Annotated in this window: 21 protein-coding genes and 1 tRNA gene; 12 read left to right on the top strand and 10 right to left on the bottom strand. The window is 43.3% G+C overall.

What is annotated here, in order from left to right:
• Positions 1-251 precede the first annotated feature (251 nt).
• Positions 252-1202: an SGNH/GDSL hydrolase family protein gene (locus tag AC5JMF_RS19225; protein WP_495797326.1), complete on the bottom strand. Its 951-nt coding sequence runs from the start codon at positions 1200-1202 to the stop codon at positions 252-254.
• A 439-nt stretch (positions 1203-1641) separates the two neighbouring features.
• Here AC5JMF_RS19225 and AC5JMF_RS19230 point away from each other — a divergent pair, with 439 nt between their 5' ends.
• From AC5JMF_RS19230 to AC5JMF_RS19255, 6 genes are all read left to right on the top strand, one after another.
• Positions 1642-1782, top strand: a complete 141-nt coding sequence (locus AC5JMF_RS19230; protein WP_495797327.1) for a hypothetical protein — start codon at positions 1642-1644, stop codon at positions 1780-1782.
• 423 nt (positions 1783-2205) lie between these two features.
• Positions 2206-5100 (top strand): glycerol-3-phosphate acyltransferase, encoded by a 2895-nt coding sequence (locus AC5JMF_RS19235; RefSeq protein ID WP_495797328.1) that lies wholly within the window; start codon positions 2206-2208, stop codon positions 5098-5100.
• Positions 5101-5403: 303 nt separating this feature from the next.
• Positions 5404-5556, top strand: a complete 153-nt coding sequence (locus AC5JMF_RS19240; protein ID WP_495797329.1) for a hypothetical protein — start codon at positions 5404-5406, stop codon at positions 5554-5556.
• 87 nt (positions 5557-5643) lie between these two features.
• Positions 5644-6135 (top strand): GNAT family N-acetyltransferase, encoded by a 492-nt coding sequence (locus AC5JMF_RS19245; RefSeq protein ID WP_495797330.1) that lies wholly within the window; start codon positions 5644-5646, stop codon positions 6133-6135.
• A gap of 720 nt (positions 6136-6855) precedes the next feature.
• Complete coding sequence (locus AC5JMF_RS19250) at positions 6856-7299, top strand: response regulator (RefSeq protein ID WP_495797331.1); 444 nt, start codon at positions 6856-6858, stop codon at positions 7297-7299.
• Between the two features lie 63 nt (positions 7300-7362).
• Positions 7363-7617, top strand: a complete 255-nt coding sequence (locus AC5JMF_RS19255; protein WP_495797332.1) for a catalase — start codon at positions 7363-7365, stop codon at positions 7615-7617.
• Between the two features lie 33 nt (positions 7618-7650).
• On the opposite strand, the gene AC5JMF_RS19260 is transcribed toward AC5JMF_RS19255, so the two are convergent.
• From AC5JMF_RS19260 to tnpA, 5 genes are all read right to left on the bottom strand, one after another.
• Positions 7651-7724: transfer RNA gene (locus AC5JMF_RS19260), tRNA-Pro, on the bottom strand.
• 51 nt (positions 7725-7775) lie between these two features.
• Positions 7776-8141 (bottom strand): DUF1818 family protein, encoded by a 366-nt coding sequence (locus AC5JMF_RS19265; RefSeq protein ID WP_495797333.1) that lies wholly within the window; start codon positions 8139-8141, stop codon positions 7776-7778.
• Between the two features lie 58 nt (positions 8142-8199).
• Positions 8200-8751, bottom strand: coding sequence for a hypothetical protein (locus tag AC5JMF_RS19270; protein WP_495797334.1), 552 nt, complete (start codon positions 8749-8751; stop codon positions 8200-8202).
• Between the two features lie 79 nt (positions 8752-8830).
• Entirely contained in the window at positions 8831-9067 is a 237-nt protein-coding gene (locus AC5JMF_RS19275) for a DNA-directed RNA polymerase subunit omega (RefSeq protein WP_086689544.1), read from the bottom strand.
• A gap of 299 nt (positions 9068-9366) precedes the next feature.
• Positions 9367-9723, bottom strand: a complete 357-nt coding sequence (gene tnpA, locus AC5JMF_RS19280; protein ID WP_495797335.1) for an IS200/IS605 family transposase — start codon at positions 9721-9723, stop codon at positions 9367-9369.
• A 648-nt stretch (positions 9724-10371) separates the two neighbouring features.
• Here tnpA and AC5JMF_RS19285 point away from each other — a divergent pair.
• Entirely contained in the window at positions 10372-10902 is a 531-nt protein-coding gene (locus AC5JMF_RS19285) for a hypothetical protein (RefSeq protein WP_495797336.1), read from the top strand.
• Between the two features lie 37 nt (positions 10903-10939).
• Here AC5JMF_RS19285 and AC5JMF_RS19290 read toward each other — a convergent pair whose 3' ends face one another.
• On the bottom strand, positions 10940-12394 hold the full coding sequence (locus tag AC5JMF_RS19290) for a glycoside hydrolase family 13 protein (RefSeq protein WP_495797337.1): 1455 nt from the start codon (positions 12392-12394) through the stop codon (positions 10940-10942).
• Between the two features lie 562 nt (positions 12395-12956).
• Here AC5JMF_RS19290 and AC5JMF_RS19295 point away from each other — a divergent pair.
• The 4 genes from AC5JMF_RS19295 (at position 12957) to AC5JMF_RS19310 (ending at position 18665) form a co-directional block, all read left to right on the top strand.
• Positions 12957-14684 (top strand): S8 family serine peptidase, encoded by a 1728-nt coding sequence (locus tag AC5JMF_RS19295; protein ID WP_495797338.1) that lies wholly within the window; start codon positions 12957-12959, stop codon positions 14682-14684.
• 696 nt (positions 14685-15380) lie between these two features.
• Positions 15381-16670 carry a glucose-1-phosphate adenylyltransferase gene (locus AC5JMF_RS19300; RefSeq protein WP_495797339.1) on the top strand — a complete coding sequence of 430 codons (1290 nt, stop codon included), beginning with the start codon at positions 15381-15383 and terminating at the stop codon, positions 16668-16670.
• A gap of 156 nt (positions 16671-16826) precedes the next feature.
• Positions 16827-17390 (top strand): AAA family ATPase, encoded by a 564-nt coding sequence (locus AC5JMF_RS19305; RefSeq protein ID WP_495797340.1) that lies wholly within the window; start codon positions 16827-16829, stop codon positions 17388-17390.
• Between the two features lie 273 nt (positions 17391-17663).
• Positions 17664-18665, top strand: coding sequence for a DnaJ C-terminal domain-containing protein (locus tag AC5JMF_RS19310; RefSeq protein WP_495797341.1), 1002 nt, complete (start codon positions 17664-17666; stop codon positions 18663-18665).
• Positions 18666-18683: 18 nt separating this feature from the next.
• Here AC5JMF_RS19310 and AC5JMF_RS19315 read toward each other — a convergent pair whose 3' ends face one another.
• Positions 18684-18836, bottom strand: coding sequence for a PEP-CTERM sorting domain-containing protein (locus AC5JMF_RS19315; RefSeq protein WP_495797342.1), 153 nt, complete (start codon positions 18834-18836; stop codon positions 18684-18686).
• A complete protein-coding gene (locus tag AC5JMF_RS19320) occupies positions 18823-18981 on the bottom strand; it encodes a hypothetical protein (RefSeq protein WP_495797343.1) in 159 nt (52 codons plus the stop codon). The genes AC5JMF_RS19315 and AC5JMF_RS19320 overlap by 14 nt, the downstream gene beginning before the upstream one ends.
• 319 nt (positions 18982-19300) lie before the next feature.
• Between AC5JMF_RS19320 and AC5JMF_RS19325 the strand changes: the two genes are divergently transcribed.
• The gene (locus AC5JMF_RS19325; protein WP_495797344.1) at positions 19301-20233 is read left to right on the top strand and encodes a DUF928 domain-containing protein; all 933 of its coding nucleotides are present in this window, start codon (positions 19301-19303) and stop codon (positions 20231-20233) included.
• Between the two features lie 87 nt (positions 20234-20320).
• On the opposite strand, the gene AC5JMF_RS19330 is transcribed toward AC5JMF_RS19325, so the two are convergent.
• Positions 20321-20579: hypothetical protein (locus AC5JMF_RS19330; protein ID WP_495797345.1), on the bottom strand; the 259-nt coding region annotated here is incomplete at its 5' end.

A 20579-nucleotide genomic window follows, 5' to 3' on the forward strand; every position in this document is an offset into this window, starting at 1 on the left:
AACAAGTTCCGTGGGTTTAAGTCCCCCGGTTCTATAACCGGCAAGTTTTGTGTTGAGGTCAAATCCCCATTACAAAACTGAATTACGAATTACGCGCTTCGCAGCGTAAAGCCTGCGGCATAGCTTCGCTTAGAGCGAGTCCTCGATAGCGTTAGCGTTAGCGAAGCGGTAGCGAGTCCTCGAGCGTCAGCGGTAGCGAGGTACGAGCGTCAGCGTTAGCGACACAGGAGCGTCGCGTCATTACGAATTATTTAATTTTCCCATAGTTGCAAGAGCGATCGCTTCACAATTTCACCAACAACTTGATTGCCTTGCAAGTTTAAGTGAATGTGATCGTGGTAAAAAGTTTGTGGGTTTGGGGTCGAATTGAATATTGGCAGAAAATCTATATAAGTAATTTGCTGTGCTTGTACAAAAGAACTGAGTCGTTGGCGTGCTTGAATTTCGTAATCGCGTGGGCCTGGTTGACCAATTTCTCGTAACAAGGGAGTCATAATTAATAGAAATTGGCAGTGATTTTCACGAGTTAGGGCTTGAATTTTACCGATTGCTTCTAGATTAACACCAACGCGATCGCCTGCTTCTTCATGGACTGCTTTCATTTCGGGAATTGGCTTTTGTTTGAGAAGATAACGTTGCCATACTTCCAATAATGCCAATGCAGGTTTACGCTCTGGATAGTTGCGATCACGTCCCACGGGTAAAGAAGTGGGAACAGTAGCAAACAAATCATCAGTATTAATTAGTAATACCACCGCTTGAGCGTTAAAGTTGCCGAATTTCTGCAGATAGGCCAACTCATTTCTTGGCCCCCAAGAGTTGGCGGAAGCGTTTAGTACTTCTACTTGTTGGTAATTCTCAGCAGTGACTGACGCCAGAGAACGCATTAACAAGCTAGATATCGTGTGATCTTGATCTGTCCACCAGCCACCATTAGCGATGGAATCCCCCAAAAGCAATACTCGTAGCGTCGAGGGTGCTGATACCTTTGGAATCGATGCACTGCGCATAGAGTATTCATTAATCTCAATACGATTCCCAAAGCGCCGGGTACGTTGGTTAGGTGCTAACAAATAGCCAATTTGCTCATCACCAATGTAAATTAGAGGATTACCAAAACCAAATAGCGATCGCAATGCTATTTCTATTGCTGCCAACAATCCTGCGATCGTTACCAAAATTAAAATTAGGATCATTTTCATTTGTGAACACCTTTTTGTAGGGAATGGGGAAGAAGAGGACACGGGGACACGGGGACACGGGGACGCAAAGACGCGGGGACGCGGGGACGTAAAGAAAATTACTCCCTCATTTCTCGGTTGGTGAGTTTCGGCTACGCTCAACTACCGTTTCGGCTACGCGGTAATCGAGCGAAGTCGAGATTCAACTACCGCGTACCCCTATGGGGAAGCAAGCTACGCGTAGCGTCTTTGACACCAGAAGCAGAACTACATCTCCCCTACTCCTTTACCCATGTATAAATACAATGAATCTATCTTAAGAAGTAAGTAATATTGGCGTTGGAAAAATTATGAAGCTTAAACAAAATAGTATTGGAAATTTAACGTGATCTACAAATATAAGGACTACAATCGAAACGGACAAATGCTTCATGCCGTAACAAAGGAGGATTATAAAGCAATGTCCGACCTAAATCGTGGAATTATGAAATTTAAGGATGCAGATTCGCCAAGAGTAGTCACTATTTCTACTGTGTTGCTTTTGGGGTCAATTGCTGCTCTTATCCTGTGGGCACTGCAAGCTGCCTATGCGATAAACTAAAATCATTACGTAGCTTTACAGGACACTGGCAATAGCGGTTTCCGCTTTTGTTAGTGTCCACTAAGCAAGTAATGAAAGGGAACAGGTAACAGGGAACAGAAAAAATAAGCCACCCACTCATAGGTGGGGTTTCTACCTACCTTGGAAAACAAAGCTTATTTGGCACTACTTGCGGGTAAGGCTTTAAACCTTTATTGCCTTTCGTAAAAGCACTTAATGATTATTAAAAACTTTAAGAAAATTTTAAATTTAAGATTTCAGATTTTAGATGACAGATTTCAATCCGTCTTGAAAAGTTTACTAGGGAGGAAAACTAACGCCACTTGCTACAAATCGGGAAAACCGATGGCAGTTGCTGCAACGCCTTGCCTATACAACGCAGTGGTTACTTCCTAAAACTTTTCGTAAAATCCAAAATCCACGATGATTGAACTTTGGGGTATCCTAGTTATTGTAATTTTCTGCCCCCTTTTGGGCGGATTGCCGCTGATTGCTTGGATTACCCGCGCCCTGAAGCAGACGCAGTTATCAAAAATTGGTACAGGTAATATTAGTGTTTCAGCTGCTTTTTACCACGGTGGTACACTGGTGGGGGTTCTGGCTGTATTGTCAGAAGCTTTTAAGGGAATCGCAGCAGTTTTAATTGCACGTGCTTTCTTTGGTGAGGAATCGCCTTGGGAATTGATTGCTTTAATTGCCTTAGTGATAGGTAGATATTGGCTAGGCAGGGGTGCAGGTACAACAAATGTGGTTTGGGGATTTTTAATACACGATCCATTAGTAGCAGGATTTGTATTTTTTTTTGCAGCAATTAGCTTTACACTCCTACGTTCAAGACAGGTAGTAAAATTTGGAGTGTTGGCTTTATTTCCCCTGTTAGTCACATTTTTGCACATAGGGGACATCCCCAGGATGATAGCTGCTATTGTCCTAGCTGGGTTACTATGCTGGATTTACACGAGAATTCCTGATGACATGAACCTCCCAGCCCAAGAAGCACAAACAGATTCACAAGCGATGATGGAAGTATTGCGTGGCGATCGCCCAATTCTTTCTCTAGATGATGAGTTGGATGCTGCCGTAGTTGGCGAAAAGGCAGCCACATTATCTCAAATTAAGCGCTGGGGCTACTCAGTGCCGAAGGGATGGGTACTTAGCCCTGTTGATCCTCCCGAACTGTTGATTGAAATTCTTCAGCCTTCTGAATTGTCTCCCTTGGTGGTACGTTCCTCTGCTATTGGCGAAGACTCGGAACAAGCTTCTGCCGCTGGGCAATATGAAACAGTTTTAAATGTTACCAGCCAACAGGGTTTACAAACCGCGATCGCCCAAGTGCAAGCTTCTTACAATCATCCGTCTGCTGTGCAATATCGACGCGATCGCGGTTCCAATGATGCAGCTATGGCGGTGTTGATTCAACAACAAGTTCAAGGTGTATTTTCAGGTGTGGCTTTTAGCCGCGATCCGATTACCCAGCAAGGTGATGCTGTGGTGATTGAAGCCTTACCGGGTAGTGCGTCGCAAGTCGTTTCTGGCAAAGTGACACCAGAACAATATCGCGCTTTTGTAGTCGAGACTGAAAATTTCTCTTCTGTGCAATTAGAAGGTGAAGGACGAGTCCCACAAGCACTAATCAAGCAAGTCGCATATCTAGCCCGCCGTCTGGAAAAACGTTACCACGGCATACCCCAAGATATCGAGTGGAGTTACGACGGTCAAACACTCTGGGTGTTGCAGGCTCGACCCATCACCACCTTACTACCAATTTGGACACGTAAAATTGCCGCAGAAGTCATTCCCGGTGTAATTCATCCTTTAACTTGGTCGATTAATCGTCCTTTAACCTGTGGAGTTTGGGGAGAAATTTTTACTATAGTTTTAGGCGATCGCACCCTTGGCTTAGATTTTACGGAAACTGCCACACTGCATTACTCAAAAGCATACTTTAATGCATCCCTCTTAGGAGAGATTTTTTTAAGGATGGGCTTGCCACCGGAAAGTCTGGAGTTTCTGACTAGAGGTGCAAAAATGAGCAAACCGTCCTTAAAGTCAACCTGGGAGAATTTACCAGGACTGACAAAGTTACTGAGGCGGGAATTACGTTTAGAAAAAGATTTTAAGCAGGATTATCAAAAGCGATTTATTCCTGGGTTGTCGCAGTTAGCCGAAGAAGTTGTAGATTATCTAGAACTAGCCAAGCTATTAGTGAGAATCGACACTATTTTAGAGTTGCTGCGGCGAGCCACATATTACAGCATTTTTGCCCCCTTGAGTGCAGCCTTGCGACAGGCGATTTTTCGGGTGAAGGATGGACAGATTGATCACAGTGTTGCACCAGAGGTGGGGGCATTGCGATCGCTAAGTGCTTTAGCCGCAGACGCCAAACAGTTATTACCTGAGATTAATCCAGAAAGCGTATTTGAACAGTTAAAGCAAACTCCAGAGGGAGAAAAGATTGTCTATGAATTTGACGAATTGCTTCAGGATTACGGTTATTTAAGCGAAGTGGGAACCGATATTTCTGTGCCCACTTGGCGAGAGAATCCCCAGCCCATCAAGCAGATGTTTGTCATGATGATGCAGGGAAATGAATTGCAAACGGGTTCTAAAGATTTAATTAATCAAATAATTGCCGATAAGCGTCAGCGTGGCCCTGTGCAAAAGCGCGTGGATCTCAAAGGGCGAGTTACCGAAGTTTATTCACGACTATTAGCTGAACTACGCTGGAGTTTTGTTGCTTTAGAAAAGACTTGGTTAAAATCTGGCTTACTCAAACAATCTGGAGATATCTTTTTTCTGGAGTTCGATGAAGTACGGCGTTTAGTAGCAGGTTCAGATGCGAGATTGATTGCTAGTTTAAGTGAAGCGATAGAATTTAGGCGATCGCAATTTGCCCAAGATAGCCAGATACCCCAAGTACCTCTGTTAGTTTACGGCAACACACCACCTCACCCTCTAGCCCCCTCCGCCATATATTCTGACCAAATCTTACAAGGTATTGGAGCTAGTCACGGACAAGCTGAAGGGCGGATTAAGGTGTTGCGAAATTTACAAGTAATCCCAGAGATTGACCGAGACACAATTTTGGTAGTGCCTTATACAGATTCTGGTTGGGCACCTTTTTTAGTCAAAGCTGGAGGCTTGATTGCCGAAGCTGGAGGCAGACTTTCTCATGGTGCGATCGTCGCCCGTGAGTACGGGATTCCCGCAGTCATGGATGTACACGGTGCTACATGGCTTTTGCAAGATGGGCAGCGAGTCCGGATTGATGGAACTAGAGGAATTGTAGAATTATCCAACGATTTGAGACCGCAGTAAGCGGTTAAATAATTCGTAATTCGTAATTCGTAATGACGCGACGCTCCTGTGTCGCTCTAAGCGAAGCTATGCCGCAGGCTTTACGCTGACGCTATCGAGGACTCGCTACCGCTGCGAAGCGCGTAATTCGTAATGACGCGACGCTCGATGACTCGCTCTAAGCGAAGCTATGCCGCAGGCTTTACGCTGACGCTCGATGACTCGCTCTAAGCGAAGCTATGCCGCAGGCTTTACGCTACGCTATCGCTACCGCTTCGCTAACGCTAACGTAATTCGTAATTAAAGGCACAGCCAAAGTTGTAAATGCAGTTTCCGCTGCTACTGAGTGGTTCTCCTCAAACGGCATCACCTGCTATACTGGCTCGTGTTAGAGGTGGTGGTCAAAATCTTCAGGAAATTAGACGGCAAATCGTTCAACGAATTATTTCTCAAAAGGGACTGCAAACTAGTAATTAGTAGGTATTGGGTATTGAGTATTGGCAATCAAGAAAATTATTTCCCAGTCCCCAGTCCCCCAGTTCCCAATCCCCAGTTCTCAAAACTATGAGCGATTATGAAATATCTCTTCGACCTGCTGAGGAAACAGACGTATGGGTGCTGAGTGCAATTCATATTGCTGCCATTAAAGCGCTGCCTACAACTTTTTACTCTGAAAAAGAACTGTTAGCTTGGCGTAATTATCGTGACAAGCCTGATGGTTCAAATATCTTGAAGAGTATGAAAATCGAAAATCTGTGGGTGGCTGTTGATGGTGATATAGTTACAGGATTCGCTAGCTTTATTATTGATGAATTAATTGGACTATATGTACATCCTAAATATCAAGGTAAAGGAATAGGGCGAGCATTAGTTACACATTTTTGCCATGAAGCAACTGCTCAAGGTGTAGATAAAGTAATTACAACTGCTAGCTTATATGCTGAAGGGTTTTATTTACGATTAGGATTTACTGCCTTAAAAAGAGCGCCTCATTATTTAAGAAGTACCATAGTAGTTCCAGTTACTAAAATGAGTAAAATATTAAATCAGCGCTAAAGCGCTACTACGAAATTAGAGCCTATTTATAAAGTAAAGATTAAGTAGGGTGTGTTACGGCTATGCAAGGATTACGGAGTTTAAGAGAGTCAGGATTAGCCGTAACGCACCGTTTTTCTCGGTGCGTTAAGCGTTGCTATAACGCACCCTACAATTTCAGGTTTACTTTATAAATCATCTCTTAAAGTATTTGGTTCTTCAGTACTTATTTCTCATATTCTTTTTTCAGATTGCTCTTTTGCCTGTTCCCCGTTCCCTCTTAACTGATAACTATTAAAATCTCTTCTCAAAAAGACTTAATTAAACCTTATATGTCACTCTCAATTAGATACCTACTTTACTAGATACACACTTTTTCAGAATTGTAAATATCCTCTTTGGCATATATTTATTATTTTTCTGGTCATCAGAATCTTAATCAAACAATGGATTTTCTCTTTCATTAACAGATTATAAATATCTCCAGACGTAAATCTACTTTTTATGTCTAACTGATTATTTTATGAATCTTGATTTACTAAAAATGAATCGGCAAAATTAAAAGGTGGATAAAAATTAATTTTTTAAAGCATTTTGGCTCTTCAGAATCTGTGATGCCAAACTATTAATTACAATCCAAATTTAATAGATGCGTAAGTTACAGTCATTCCGAGCTTACTACTAAATTCTTCGTACTGATGTACCCTACATATATTATTTGATCTTATTTTAGTTCAGATTATGAGGAAAGCTGCTTATACTATTTTACTAGTTTCTAATGACTTAACAAACATGTTGATTAAGTATGCTGTTGAGAAGGCATTCTCTAAACATCTTGATGTTGTTATAGTTAACTCTGATACGGAAGCTATGTACTACCTTGAAAATACAGTTTCTGATACTTCATTAATATATTATTCTCTTCCAGTAATGATATTGACTGATTTAAACAAACCTGTTTTGTCAGACATTAAGTTACTAACATGGATAAGGCAACATTTATTATTGATGAATATCCCAGTGATAGTAATGAGAGATTCAGAAGGTAAAGATCAAGTTCTACAAATCATGCAACTAGGTGCTAACTCTTATTTTAAGAAATCACGTTCACTCAATAATTTAATCTATTTAATTAAGGCTTTCTTACCAAGGAGTAGAGAGTGGGGAGTGGGGAGTAAGGAGTAGGGAAAAAATGTTTATTTCATTCATCGCAAGTAGTGCGCCGCCCGTCGCCCGCTTTCAAGAAGTATGGGTGTAGGAAGCCACGCTCAAAAGGTGGAAGTTGGGGATCTAGCAACCTATCAAAATAAAGTTTTGCAAGCACGTCTGATGTCCTACACCGATACTCACCGCTACCGCATTGGGACAAATTACCAACAATTGCCAGTCAATAAACCATGCTGTTCGGTTATGCATTACCAACGAGATGGTGCGATGTCAGTTGGTTATGGAGGTAGCAGTATCAACTGCCATCTAAGTTATTTGCTAAATTCAGGAGAATGATTGAAGCTAGCTTATGGTAAGCTTTTTATTCAATCGGAGCGGCGGGATTTGAACCCACGACCTCCACTACCCCAAAGTGGCGCGCTACCAAGCTGCGCTACGCCCCGGTCAGAAGTTATATCATACTGCAAAACGCAATGACAATCAAGGGGTTAAATTTAAAAAATTTTGAGTGTTGCGGTGGCTTGCAGCAAACCGTCAACAGCAGAGGCATCCCATTTACCTTCTACGCACCGCCCTGTGTTGAGGATAAAATGCATGTTGTAGGCGTGAGGATAACCTTCTACCTCCATCCATAATAAATCGCTTTCGGCTTCACAAGCAATTTTCTCTTCATCCATTAATTCAGTGGCGAGTTGCTTGATGGTGTCTGCTAGTTGTGTGAATAAACGACAAAAATCATTTAACTCGGCTTCGGTTAACTCAACAGCCCAATCATCGGTGCCTACTAAACCTTTATATTCGGGTGCATCAGGATTCCAGCCAATACGCCAGCCAGTTCCGCTTTTGACTAAACGTTCCATTTATATTTTTAAACGCAGAGTAACGCTAAGGGAAGCGCAGAGAAAAGTCTCTGTGCGGTTAGTTATCTGTCTTAGGTTGAGGTGTGGTTTGAGGGGTAAAAATATTGACTAAAGCTTGCACTAAGGCATTGCGTTGGCGACGGCTGAGGCGTGCAATGGCTGCGCGATCGCCTTCTATCGGATTTTGTTTTAATGTATCGTTTCCTGGATAGGTGTTATCGTACATTATTTCATTTGCACCCAGGTAATCAGCTAAAGTTAGCTTCCAATCGAGGCGATAATTTGGGGCGCGTTCTTTTATATAAATGTGATATCTAATTAGACGATTTGCTAAGGTGTTGTTTTCGGCAACTTTTCCAGTTTCATTGCTGATGTACTTATTTTCCCGTGGAAAATCAGGCAATTGTTGATAAACTTGTTGCCATACCTCTCCAGGAGTGATTCTTTGAGCGATCGCTGGTTGGATGCTGAATAAGTTTGTATGTGTTAATTTACTTGCGCCTGTACCTAAAATAATTGCACTCACTACCATTAAGGTTATTAATAGTGCTAAGTACTGAGTTTGACGTGCAAAGAGTGTTGACCAAAGCAGAGATTTTTTCTTTTTCATACGCAAATACTCTGAAGATGAAAGTGCTGTTAAGGTTTATTTTTACTTACAACTCAGCACTCTCACCTCAGTACTGTTTTTACAGTTCGCCAATAATTTCTGGCTGAGTCAGTTCATCGGACATTTCGATGATTGCCCGTAAAACTGGCTTCATCATTGCGTCTTCTGCACTTTCAAAATCTTCGTAACGTCGGCGCTTGGCACGATTTGCTACTTGAACCGTAATTCGGTAGCGATTTGAGGCCGCACTAATCAAATCTTCGGCACGATGCATAATCTGAGACTGAGTTGTCTCGAACTTAGAACGCTTTAGCATAATTGTGCTTTTTGGGGTCATCTGAAGGATGAAGTTTTCAACTTCGTCCTTCGTGTAGGTTATTCCCCAGTGTAGCAGTATTGATTGAGATGCTGTTTGCTTAGTCGTTGAGTGCCCTTAACTGATTTTTAAGTTTCACTATACTCAGTACTTGGTACACAGTAAAAACACTAGTCCCCAGTCCTTTTTTTTATTGATCGTGCTTACATCCCCACCCACGAGGGAATGGGGATGTAAGCACGGCGTGAATTTTGGGGGTTCGTTAGCGAAGCGGTAGCGAGGAATGAGCGTCTGCCCCCTTAATTAGCATTATCCTTTCGGGTAAGCGCATCACCTCGTTGTTTTTGAGTTTCTATGTACCGCTTCACCGCTTCTTCTGAGACTCCGCCAACAGATGAGTAAAACGTGCCATCACTCCACATTCCAGAACCCCAGAAACGACGCTTTTTTAGGTCTTTAAATGTATTAAATATATGTACAGCAGAAATTGATTTCATTGTTTTGGCGATTTCTACTGGTGCTGTGGTGTGGTCTGCCTGCACAAACAGATGAACATGGTCAGGCATTATTTCCAACGCATGAAGTATCCACCCGTAAGTCTTGCACACTTCCCCAATGATACGTTTTAATTCTATTTCTACCGCGCCTTCTAGCACCTGATGTCTATTAAGTTAGGAAAAATTGGTCTTGCTGATGTCATAAATCTTTGCCCTCACCCTAAATCCCTCTCCCAGTTTGGGAGAGGGACTTTGAAATTGCTCCTCTTCTCCCACACTTGGGAGAAGAGGTTGGGAGATGAGGGCTATTGTTGCATTCATCAACGGTATTCCTAATTCACATCAGACGTAAATTTAAATGTAAGGTGCGTTCCGCTACGCGACAACGCACCATCATCAATTTACGGTGCATTACTCTACGGCATAACCCACCCTATAAATAATTCATATTTCTTTATATACATTGAATTTTTCTCACTGACTTACTTAGTAAATTTTCTCTTCATACTAAGCTACTAATTCTGAGTTACTTGAAATTAAGTAACTTGTGACCCAGCAATTATCATAATGATGATTGCTGATAATAACTAATAAAACTAGGTTTTTTTAATTGCCGCCGCTGATCACAACATTACTTTGATCGGTGGCGTTCTGATAAACTAGTTTACTAATTGTAGAATCTCTATACATAAGAAAAATAATTAACACCCGATTTAGTGTTAGTCGCATTACCAGCTATTAAATGCTTAAAATCAGGTTAAATTCAACGAGTATAGAAAGCAATTTAAACATAATTATGAAGATATAGTGCCAGATAAGCGTGACAGTGTTTTGGATAATATAACTAGTCCATATGTTCAGAAATTTACTGATGGGCCAACAGTATCATGGGATCTTAAGGGAAGTAATTTAGGATTTTATACCCAACTTTATGGGATAAATGCTGCCGATCTTAACAAAGGTACCCCCTTAGATATAAATTTTTCATGGAAATCAAATTACCAATGTGTAAATTCATTAGCTTCAGTTTTTGGATTTTCTAAGTGTAAAGGTGCTGCTTCCACAACGATAATTCAAGAAGATATTGAAGGTGAGACTCCTTTTGTGGATGACATTTCCACAGGTGGAGCTTACATCACTTTCATCAACGGTGTTCCCTATGTCAGCGAAAATCCTGGAGGAAATAATAATTCTGGTGGAGGTAACGACAATTCAGGTAACAACGGAAATGGCGAAACCAACAACCCGAAAAGTGTTCCCGAAGGCTCCGATGTCATCGGTCTGCTCGGACTAGGATTAGCCGGATTTGTCAAAAAAATCAAAGAGGCTAGGGACTAGAGACTAGAGGCTAGGGGACAGGGAAGCAGCACTTCGACTACTCCCTACTCCCAAAAATACATCCAGTACGTGGGGGAAGACTCAACGATAAATGTGTACTGTTCCACTCAATATCTGCTGTACCGTATAACAGTTTGTTGGGTTGAGTACGCAAATTTGTGACATCTACATCCGCTTTTGCTGAGGCTGTTCCTGTGTTAACGGCAATAATTAGTTCCTCTGTTCCCAAAGTGCGTGCAAAGATGTAGAGTGCCCCCTGAGCGTAGAGAACTTGATAATCACCTGTACGCAAGGCTAGGTAAGCATGGCGGAGGATAATTAATTGACGATGAGTATTGAAAATTTCTTTATCCCAATTGGCTTCTAAGGGAAAACCCCGACGTGAGTCTGGGTCTATAGCACCAGGTAAACCAACTTCATCACCATAATAGATGCTGGGGGCACCAGGAAAGGTTAATAGCAATAGAGTAGCTAATTCTATGCTGGCTTTGTCGCCACCAGCAATGGTTAACAATCTTGCTGTATCGTGGCTTGCTAGCAAATTCAGTTGAGTGAGCTGAATTTCCCAAGGATAAAGTTGCAATAATTCCTGAATTTTGGCAGCGTACTCAGCAGCGAATAAGGGTGGATATGGTTGATAGTCACGGCTTTGGACTTGATCTAAGACTACGCGATCGCCTGCTGTAAATGCAATTGTCGGCCCAGCAAACAAGTAATTCATCACCCCATCAAATTGGGTTCCATCCAACCATTCGCGGGAATCTCCCCACACTTCACCAACAATGTAAGCTTCGGGATTGATGGCTTTTACTCGCTCTCGAAATTCTTGCCAAAACCCAGGAGTTTTGATCTCAAATGGTACATCTAATCGCCAACCATCGATACCGAATTTAATCCAATATTCGGCAATTTCCATGATATATTCGCGTACCTCTGGGTTATCGTGATTAAATTCTGGCAAGGCGCGATTTCCTGCCCAACCAACGTAGTTAGCAGGGAACTCGCCATTGTAGGGTGAAACGGGCCAGCCTTCAATTTTGAACCAATTTACCCAAGGTGAATGTGGGCCATTTTCTAAAACGTCGTGAAAGAAGAAAAAGCCGCGACTAGAATGGTTAAAGACTCCATCGAGAACAACTTTAATATTTCGTTGATGGGCTGCCTCTAGTAAATCCTTAAAAGCTTCATCGCCTCCCAGCATCGGGTCAACTTGATAATAATCGTGGGTATGGTAACGGTGATTACTAGCCGATTGAAAAATCGGTGTGAAGTAAATTGCATTAATTCCTAAATTCTGGATGTAGTCTAATTCTTCCACAATGCCCCATAAATCTCCGCCTTTATAGCCTTGCAGAGTTGGCATAGCGTCCCAATCTTCCCAACGGGCTTCATGTAACAGCCGTTTACGCGGTTGTTTACTTCTGGCAAAGCGGTCTGGAAAAATTTGATAGAAAACAGCGTGCTTCACCCAGTCTGGTGTATGTATTTGCATAAACGACTCTCTGTACCTTCAGAAGCGATCGTTGCAAATAGTTGCTACTTTGTAACTCTTGCTTGTGGTAGAAAATTGTCGTGGGATTGGGGATTGGGGATTGGGGATTGGGGACTGGGGACTGGGGATTGGGGACTGGGGACTGGGGACTGGGGATTGGATTGGGGACTGGGAATGAGTGTTGATTACTGCTCTCCCTGCCCCCCCACTTTCAAGGGTAGGTTTTTCATATTTAGTCTGAAAAAGCCTATTTTTCCGTTCCGAAATCTTTCTCCGCGTCACCCTTCGGGTGACGCTCGCAAGCTCGCTAACGCAGTCGCCTGCGGAGGGAAACCCTCCTTTACTCGCTGTCTCACCGCGTCTCCCCGTCTCCGCGTCAACCAAAACGCGAAATCTAAAAAACCTACCCATAAAAGCCTGCCCCCGCCCCTACCTCATCCCCAAGAGAGACATTCTCCAGGATATGAGTTATACCATGTTGCATTCAGGCTTCATAGAAAAGAAAGTCTGGAGTCAGAATATCCTGACTTTTGATTGCAAATAAATTGAGGTAAAGGCAAGAATGAGACACGAAAAACTTTCTCCTGGGCTACTTTTGGCTGTTAAGGATTATCAAAATGAAGGAGAGTCAGCTTTAATTACTCACAAGCGATCGCTAGGTATATTTACTCCTAAAAATGCTGTTAAACCAACTAAAAGTGTGGTTTTTCTTTACTGCGACTCTGATGCAGATTTGAGTTATTTGTCGCAATATGGTATCGAAGTTAATCAAAGCTCTGGGAATGTACGCACGGCTTTCTTACCAATAGGAGGTTTAGATGCTTTATCGGAGGAGGCTGTTGTTCAACGCATTAAGCCATCACGCAAACTGAAGTTACGGATGGATGTTGCTCTAGGAACAGTTCAAGTACCGGATTTTAAGAGTAAAACTGGGTTAACTGGCAAGGGAGTAATTATCGGCATTATCGATAGTGGAATTGACTCAAAGCACCCCGCTTTTGCTGGACGGATTTCACGGGTTTGGGATCAAACGCTGCCGGGGCCAGGAGTCGCAGAGGGGCGCTATGGAGCTGAATTTACCGGGGCACAAATCACTGTTTCCCAAGATACTGACGGTCACGGCACTCATGTTGCAGGAATTGCTGCTGGTGCTGATACTACCTATAGCGGGGTTGCACCGGAGGCAGAATTAATCATCATTAAGTCGGATTTACAAGATGCCCACATTGCCGATGGTATCCGCTACATTTTTCGAGTAGCTGATGAGTTGGGATGCCCAGCTGTAGTTAATCTAAGTGTCGGTGGACATGCTGATGCTCATGATGGTAGTGATTCTCTATCAAAAATTATTGACGCCGAAACCGGGCCGGGACGAATTGTTTGCTGTGCTGCGGGTAATGAGGGCAATGATAATCTTCATGGTCAAGCAATCATACCTTCTGGATGCACGCATAATATGCGCTTTAATATTCCTCTCAATCAAGCGGGTATAGTTTGGCTAAATGGTTGGTATTCCCGTGATAGTGAGTTGGAAGTGTCGGTGCGGAGTCCCAATGATTTTGTCAGTCCTTTTCAAACGGTGATTACTAAAGGCAATCCCGCACAGGATTATGATTTGCCAGATGCACTAATACAATTGGTAACGCCAGGCCCCGACCCGATGAATGGCGATCGCAATTTTTTTGTGCAAATTCGTGGTAAGGATAAAGCACCAATACAAGGGGGTATTTGGCAGTTGCAGGTACGTAATCATTCGGCAACTGAGGCCCGTTTGGATGTGTGGACACTAGATGATGGTTCAGGAGTGTTTTTCACAGGTCAAAGTGTCAAGGACTCTGTAAAAATTGGTTCTCCTGGTACGGCTAGTAGTGCAATCACTGTCGCTGCTTATACTACTAGAGTTAAGTATACAGATATTGATTTACAAGCACGAGAAATGGGCATGGAGTTGCATACCATTTCCGAATTCAGTAGCGAAGGCCCACTGAGAAATGACCACCAAAAGCCCGATGTCGCAGCACCAGGGGCAATGATTATTTCTGCACTGTCTGCGGATGCAAATTCTGATCGCTCTAAAATAGTTAATGCTAAATTTGTGGCTTCAGCTGGTACAAGCATGGCAACACCATTTATCACCGGAATAGTAGCACTACTATTACAGCGTGATCCTAAACTTGACCCAGCCGCTGTTAAAGACTTACTACGCCAAAATAGTTCTATCCCAGGAAAACCCCCAGGTACGTTTGACCACAAATGGGGTTATGGAGTGATTAATGCAGCGAATCTGTAAGTAAGAGGGACTGGGGATTGGGGACTGGGGATTGGGGATTGGGGATTGGGGATTGGGGACTGGGGATTGGGGATTGGGGACTGGGGATTGGGGATTGGGGACTGGGTAATGGTGTCTTGCTGCTTCAATTCCCCGATGGTGCTTGAATTGATTGCACACTCAAGCGATAGCCAAGATTATGCAAGATTAGGTTAATGGTTCGCTGTTCAGGGTTGCCTTCTGGCGACATCTTGGGAAAGTTACTCTGTCAGAACAGTCGTGGGACAATCACTTAAAGAATACGATCGCTCTTTGATCTCAGCAATCTTGAGTATCTCCCGCGATCGCAAAAATTACGTCTAAAGATTAATAACACGATAAAAAAACAAACCCTAAGTATTTAATTTAGCAATCCAAATTACATTTGGGGATTCCTGTTGAGTCATCTATAGGTACCATAAGATCCAGCTATAACAGTTACTTGATAGTTTATATCTAAATAAATCTATTTTTCTATCTCAATAAAAGTAGTGATTAACCTGAATTTAAGGTATAAATTAAAACGTATTAATTAGCTTTTAATTTCTCAGTAGCATTATTGATTACTAGCTGTATTTTGTAAAATTCCTCAATGAGAATCTGTGATCCCCCCTTACCAGCAGATACAGACAGTCCTAAACTGAAGGTGAGAGTTGAAAGGCAGTCGGGAGAAATCTTGTGAAAAAAGTATTAGCAATCATTCTTGGTGGCGGTGCGGGTACTCGGCTGTATCCGCTAACGAAACTCCGTGCAAAACCGGCGGTACCCGTGGCAGGGAAGTACCGTTTAATAGATATTCCTGTTAGTAATTGCATAAATTCAGAAATTTATCAAATCTATGTTTTAACGCAATTCAACTCAGCTTCTTTAAATCGCCACATTGCTCGTACCTACAACTTTACTGGTTTCAATGAAGGATTTGTAGAAGTACTAGCAGCACAACAAACACCAGAAAACCCCAACTGGTTCCAAGGTACGGCTGATGCTGTGCGTCAGTATCTATGGCTGTTGCAAGAATGGGATATAGACGAATATCTTATCCTCTCTGGGGATCACCTGTACCGCATGGACTATCGGCAATTTGTCCAGCGTCACAGAGAGACAGGTGCCGACATCACGCTTTCAGTCATCCCCATAGATGACCGCCGCGCCTCAGACTTCGGCTTGATGAAGATTGATGACTCTGGTAGGGTGATTGACTTTAGTGAAAAACCCAAAGGCGACGCCTTAACCAAAATGCAAGTCGATACTACTGTTTTAGGCTTGACAGAAGAACAAGCCCAATTACAGCCTTACATCGCCTCCATGGGGATTTACGTCTTTAAAAAAGATGTCATGTTTAAGTTGCTCAAAGAAGCAACAGAACGGACTGATTTTGGTAAAGAAATTATTCCCGATGCTTCCAAAGATTACAACGTTCAAGCTTATTTATTTGATGGCTATTGGGAAGACATTGGAACAATTGAGGCGTTTTATCATGCGAATTTAGCATTGACTCAGCAACCCATGCCGCCCTTCAGCTTCTACGATGAAGACGCACCAATTTATACCCGCGCTCGTTACTTACCTCCAAGTAAACTATTAGAATGTGAAATCAAAGAAGCAATCATTAGCGAAGGGTGCATTTTGAAAAATTGCCGTATTCACCACGCAGTTTTAGGAGTGCGATCGCGCGTAGAATCGGGCTGTATAATCGAAGAATCTCTACTGATGGGTGCGGATTATTACCAAGCTTCTGTAGAGCGTCAATGCAGCATCGAAAAAGGTGACATCCCTGTAGGTATTGGTACGGATACAATTATCCGCCGCGCTATCGTCGATAAAAATGCTCGCATTGGTCACGATGTCAAAATTATCAACAAAGATAACGTGCAAGAAGCAGACCGCGAAAGTCAAGGTTTCTACATCCGTAGCGGGATTGTCGTTGTGTTAAAAAATGCCGTGATTCCTGATGGAATGATCATTTAACAAGTTCCGTGGGTTTAAGTCCCCCGGTTCCATAACCGGCAAGTTTTGTGTTGGGGTCAAATCCCCATTACAAAACTTAATTACGAATTACGAATTACGAATTATTTAACAGTGCTGAGTGCTGAGTTATGAGTACTGAGTTATGAATAATAGGCTATGAGTAAAATAACTAATCACTCAGCACGGGCTAAACACCACAGCACTCAGCACGTGCTAAACGCCCCGCTACCGCTAACAGCACTCATCTTGCTAATCGGTCTCCCTGGTAGTGGCAAGTCAACTTTAGCCAAACAGTTATTGGCAGAATGTCCCCAGATGCACCTGGTTTCTACAGATGCTATCCGGGGGCAAATTTTTGGCTCAGAAACGGTTCAGGGGCCGTGGCCGCTGATTTGGCGCGAAGTTGAGCGACAATTACAACAAGCGATCGCCACAAATAATACAGCAATTTTTGATGCTACCAACACCCAGCGCAGCAACCGCCGTGAAGTGATCACCATAGCCCGTGAGTTAGGCTTTACTCACATTACTGGCATCTGGGTGAATACCCCAGTTTGGCTGTGTTTAGCACGCAACAAGAAGCGTTTCAGCACTGCTGCCTCACAGCAAGCCCGACTAGTTCCTGAAGAAATCATCTTGCGAATGCACCGTCAACTCCGGGATGCACCCCCAAGCTTGGAAGAAGGTTTAGACAGTCTTATCCGCTTTCTAGAACTTTAGGGACTTCTAAATAAAAAATATCCCATCGCTTTTGGGGATGAGGGGGATGAGGGAGTAATTTTCTCCGCGTCCCCGTGTCCCCGCGTCCCCAATACCCCATATTTATCGAAAGTACGGGAATTGCTCTTGTGGAGTGAGCGAGAACCACACTTGATTTTCTATATTGTTTGTTAACTTAAAATCAGAGTGTTTTGTCCGGGCATTATACCTGGCAAATACAAAATCTCTTATCTTAAAAAAAACTTAAAGGGAACTTTTACAGGAGGCTGGTAGATGGCTGCAACTGACTTCAAAGACTATTACGCAATTTTGGGTGTTAGTAAAACTGCCAGTCCAGAGGAAATTAAACAAGCCTTTCGTAAGCTAGCCCGTAAGTATCACCCCGATGTCAACCCGAACAATAAACAGGCGGAAGCCCGTTTTAAGGAGGTTAACGAAGCCTACGAAGTTTTATCAGACGCAGATAAGCGCAAAAAATACGACCAATTCGGTCAATACTGGAAACAGGTTGGGGAAGGTGGTTTTCCATCTGGCGGTGCTGGCGTTGATATGGGTGGCTTCGACTTCAGCCAATACGGTAACTTTGATGAGTTCATCAATGAACTGTTAGGACGTTTTGGTGGTGCTAGTCCTCGCGGTGGACGGCAAACCTACTCTTACCGCACCTCCGCAGGTAGAGCAGGTAGCGGTTTTAGCGGTTATAGTGATTATGGTTTTCAAGATGTAGGTACAGGTGGTACTCAAGATACAGAAGCTGCGATCGCTTTGACTTTTGCAGAAGCATTCAATGGTGTACAAAAGCGCTTCAGTCTAGGCAATGAAACTATAGATGTTCGCATCCCAGCTGGTGCTAAACCCGGTACTCGCTTGCGCGTGCGGGGAAAAGGTCAAATCAACCCCATGACTCAACAACGGGGTGATTTGTATCTCAAGGTGGAACTTCAGCCGCACTCATTTTTCCAAATTGAAGGCGATAATTTGGTATGCGAAGTAGCAATCACACCAGATGAAGCCGCTTTAGGTGCTGCAATTGATGTACCTACACCCGATGGTACTGTTGAAGTGAAACTACCTGCGGGCGTGCGTTCTGGTCAATCTCTACGCTTACGTGGTAAAGGTTGGCCCTTGGCTAAGGGTGGACGTGGCGATCAGTTAGTGAAGGTGGCGATTGTTCCACCAAAAGAACTGAGCCAGCAAGAGCGAGAATATTATGAAAAAATTCGGGCCATACGTACCTATAACCCCCGCAGTCACTTACAACAGGTTCGGTTATGACATCCTCTCACCACCAAGCTAATGCTGTGGCGGAAGTCTTTTGGGAGTGTTAGATAACTGCTGACGTTTGAGTGCTGAAGTTGCAGCGAGAGTACCAAGAGCCAGTAAGCTAAGAATAGAGGTGGGTTCAGGCACGCTGGCTATAGTTGCAGAAAAACTAATGGGTGTCATTCGTGGTAAGAGTACCACTTGCCGCTATGCCAGTACCAGAATAATTCCAGTTCCAGTCTAAAGCAGAGGCGTTTTGCATTGTCCCAAAAACCAATCCAAATGTGGTAGCAAGGACTGTAGCAGATAGTAGAGCTAGATTTTTCATGAGGTTGTTAGGGCGATCGCAAATCTTGGAAAGAGTTTTCGTTACTGCCACGTAAAGACGCAAAGGAAAATCTTGAAAGTCATCCCGCGTTTCTGCAACGCCGGAATTGTCATGACGCTCGCGGACTCGCTACCGCTACGCTAACGTCATTCGTTATTGATTATTCTCCGCGTCTCCGCGTCCGCTGATCTCCCTCTCGGCATAAGGAACATTAAGTAACCTTACGTACGTCTTTGCAAGGGACAGCATAGCCCTTCTTGAGCCTGAGCTACTGTATTATATAAACAAAAAGAACGTAATATAAACATGTATGAATATTATGGCACATAAATTTTTAGCAGGTTCTGTACTTGCTGCTTTAGTATTTCTCCCCATAGGTACTGTAAATATTACTGAGGTTTCAGCTACAGATGGAGTTTATCAACTAGCGCAAAGAAATAATGCTTACAGTCAATACATGCAACTCGGCTATTCTGAAACTAGACGCAGAAACTATCGCAAAGCTTTGAGCTATTTTCAGCAAGCAGCACAGATACGCCCTGGAGATAAATACGCTACTGCGGCTATTAGAAATGTGACGGGTTACATTCAGCGCCGGAGAAATAATCGGATTGCCTTTGTTCCTGGTAGACCTGGTAGAGTCAGATCCGCAGCAACCAGGGGAAGTTGCTTGCAAGCTGCACAAGCTCCAATTCCCATAATCCCGACCGATAAAGAAGTGCAACTTACCACAACAGAGCATCCCACATTCTTTTTCTATGTTCCTCAAACCTCTGCACAAGTCAAAGCACTGGAATTTGTTTTGCAAGAGGATGATGAAAGCGTTGAGCCATTATACAAAGGAATTTTCACACCTGCTCAACAGACTGGTATTCTCAGCATCACCCTGCCTGCAAATCAACCTCCTTTAACAATTGGTAAAGAATATACCTGGGGTTTTTCGATGGTTTGTGATGCCCAAAATCGCGATCAAGATGTTTACATAGAAGGCAAAATCCAACGAACAGAAGACGAAAACCTCGCTGTGCAGTTAGGACAAACAACCACAGATTTAGATCGAGCAGTTCTATTCGCCACAGCCGGATTTTGGGAAGATGCTCTAAGAACCATAGCTACTTTACGCCGTCAACGTCCTAACGATCCAGAGGTTAAAACATATTGGGATGAGTTGTTGAAATCAGTAGAAATTCAGCCAGAAGTGATCAACAAGCCTTTATTACCCTGTTGTACCACCCCAGCTAACCCCTCATAAGTAGAGACGCGCCATGGCGCGTCTCTACAAGGTTTTGGAAATCATGCAAAATCATTTTTATACCTGAATTCAGCAACGCCAAAAGTTTTATCTAAGCTCCGCAAGAAGACTCCCGCCATAGTCGCAGACTTGGCGGTGAGACGGCAGTCGTGAAGTTGGCAAGGTGCGTAGTCCAGTCGGTAGACTTGGTAGCCTATGAGGATTTGCAGGTGCGGAACATGGTGAGCCGGCGCGTTGGGCGGCTTTGCCGACTTGAAGCGACTGGCGAACCCGTAAGGGTAAGGAATAGACCTGACGGGGCGACAAAAAAGCTAGGATACTGATAAAATAAGCTCCATAGCCCTGA

The sequence above is a fragment of the Desmonostoc vinosum genome (genome assembly GCF_059505385.1).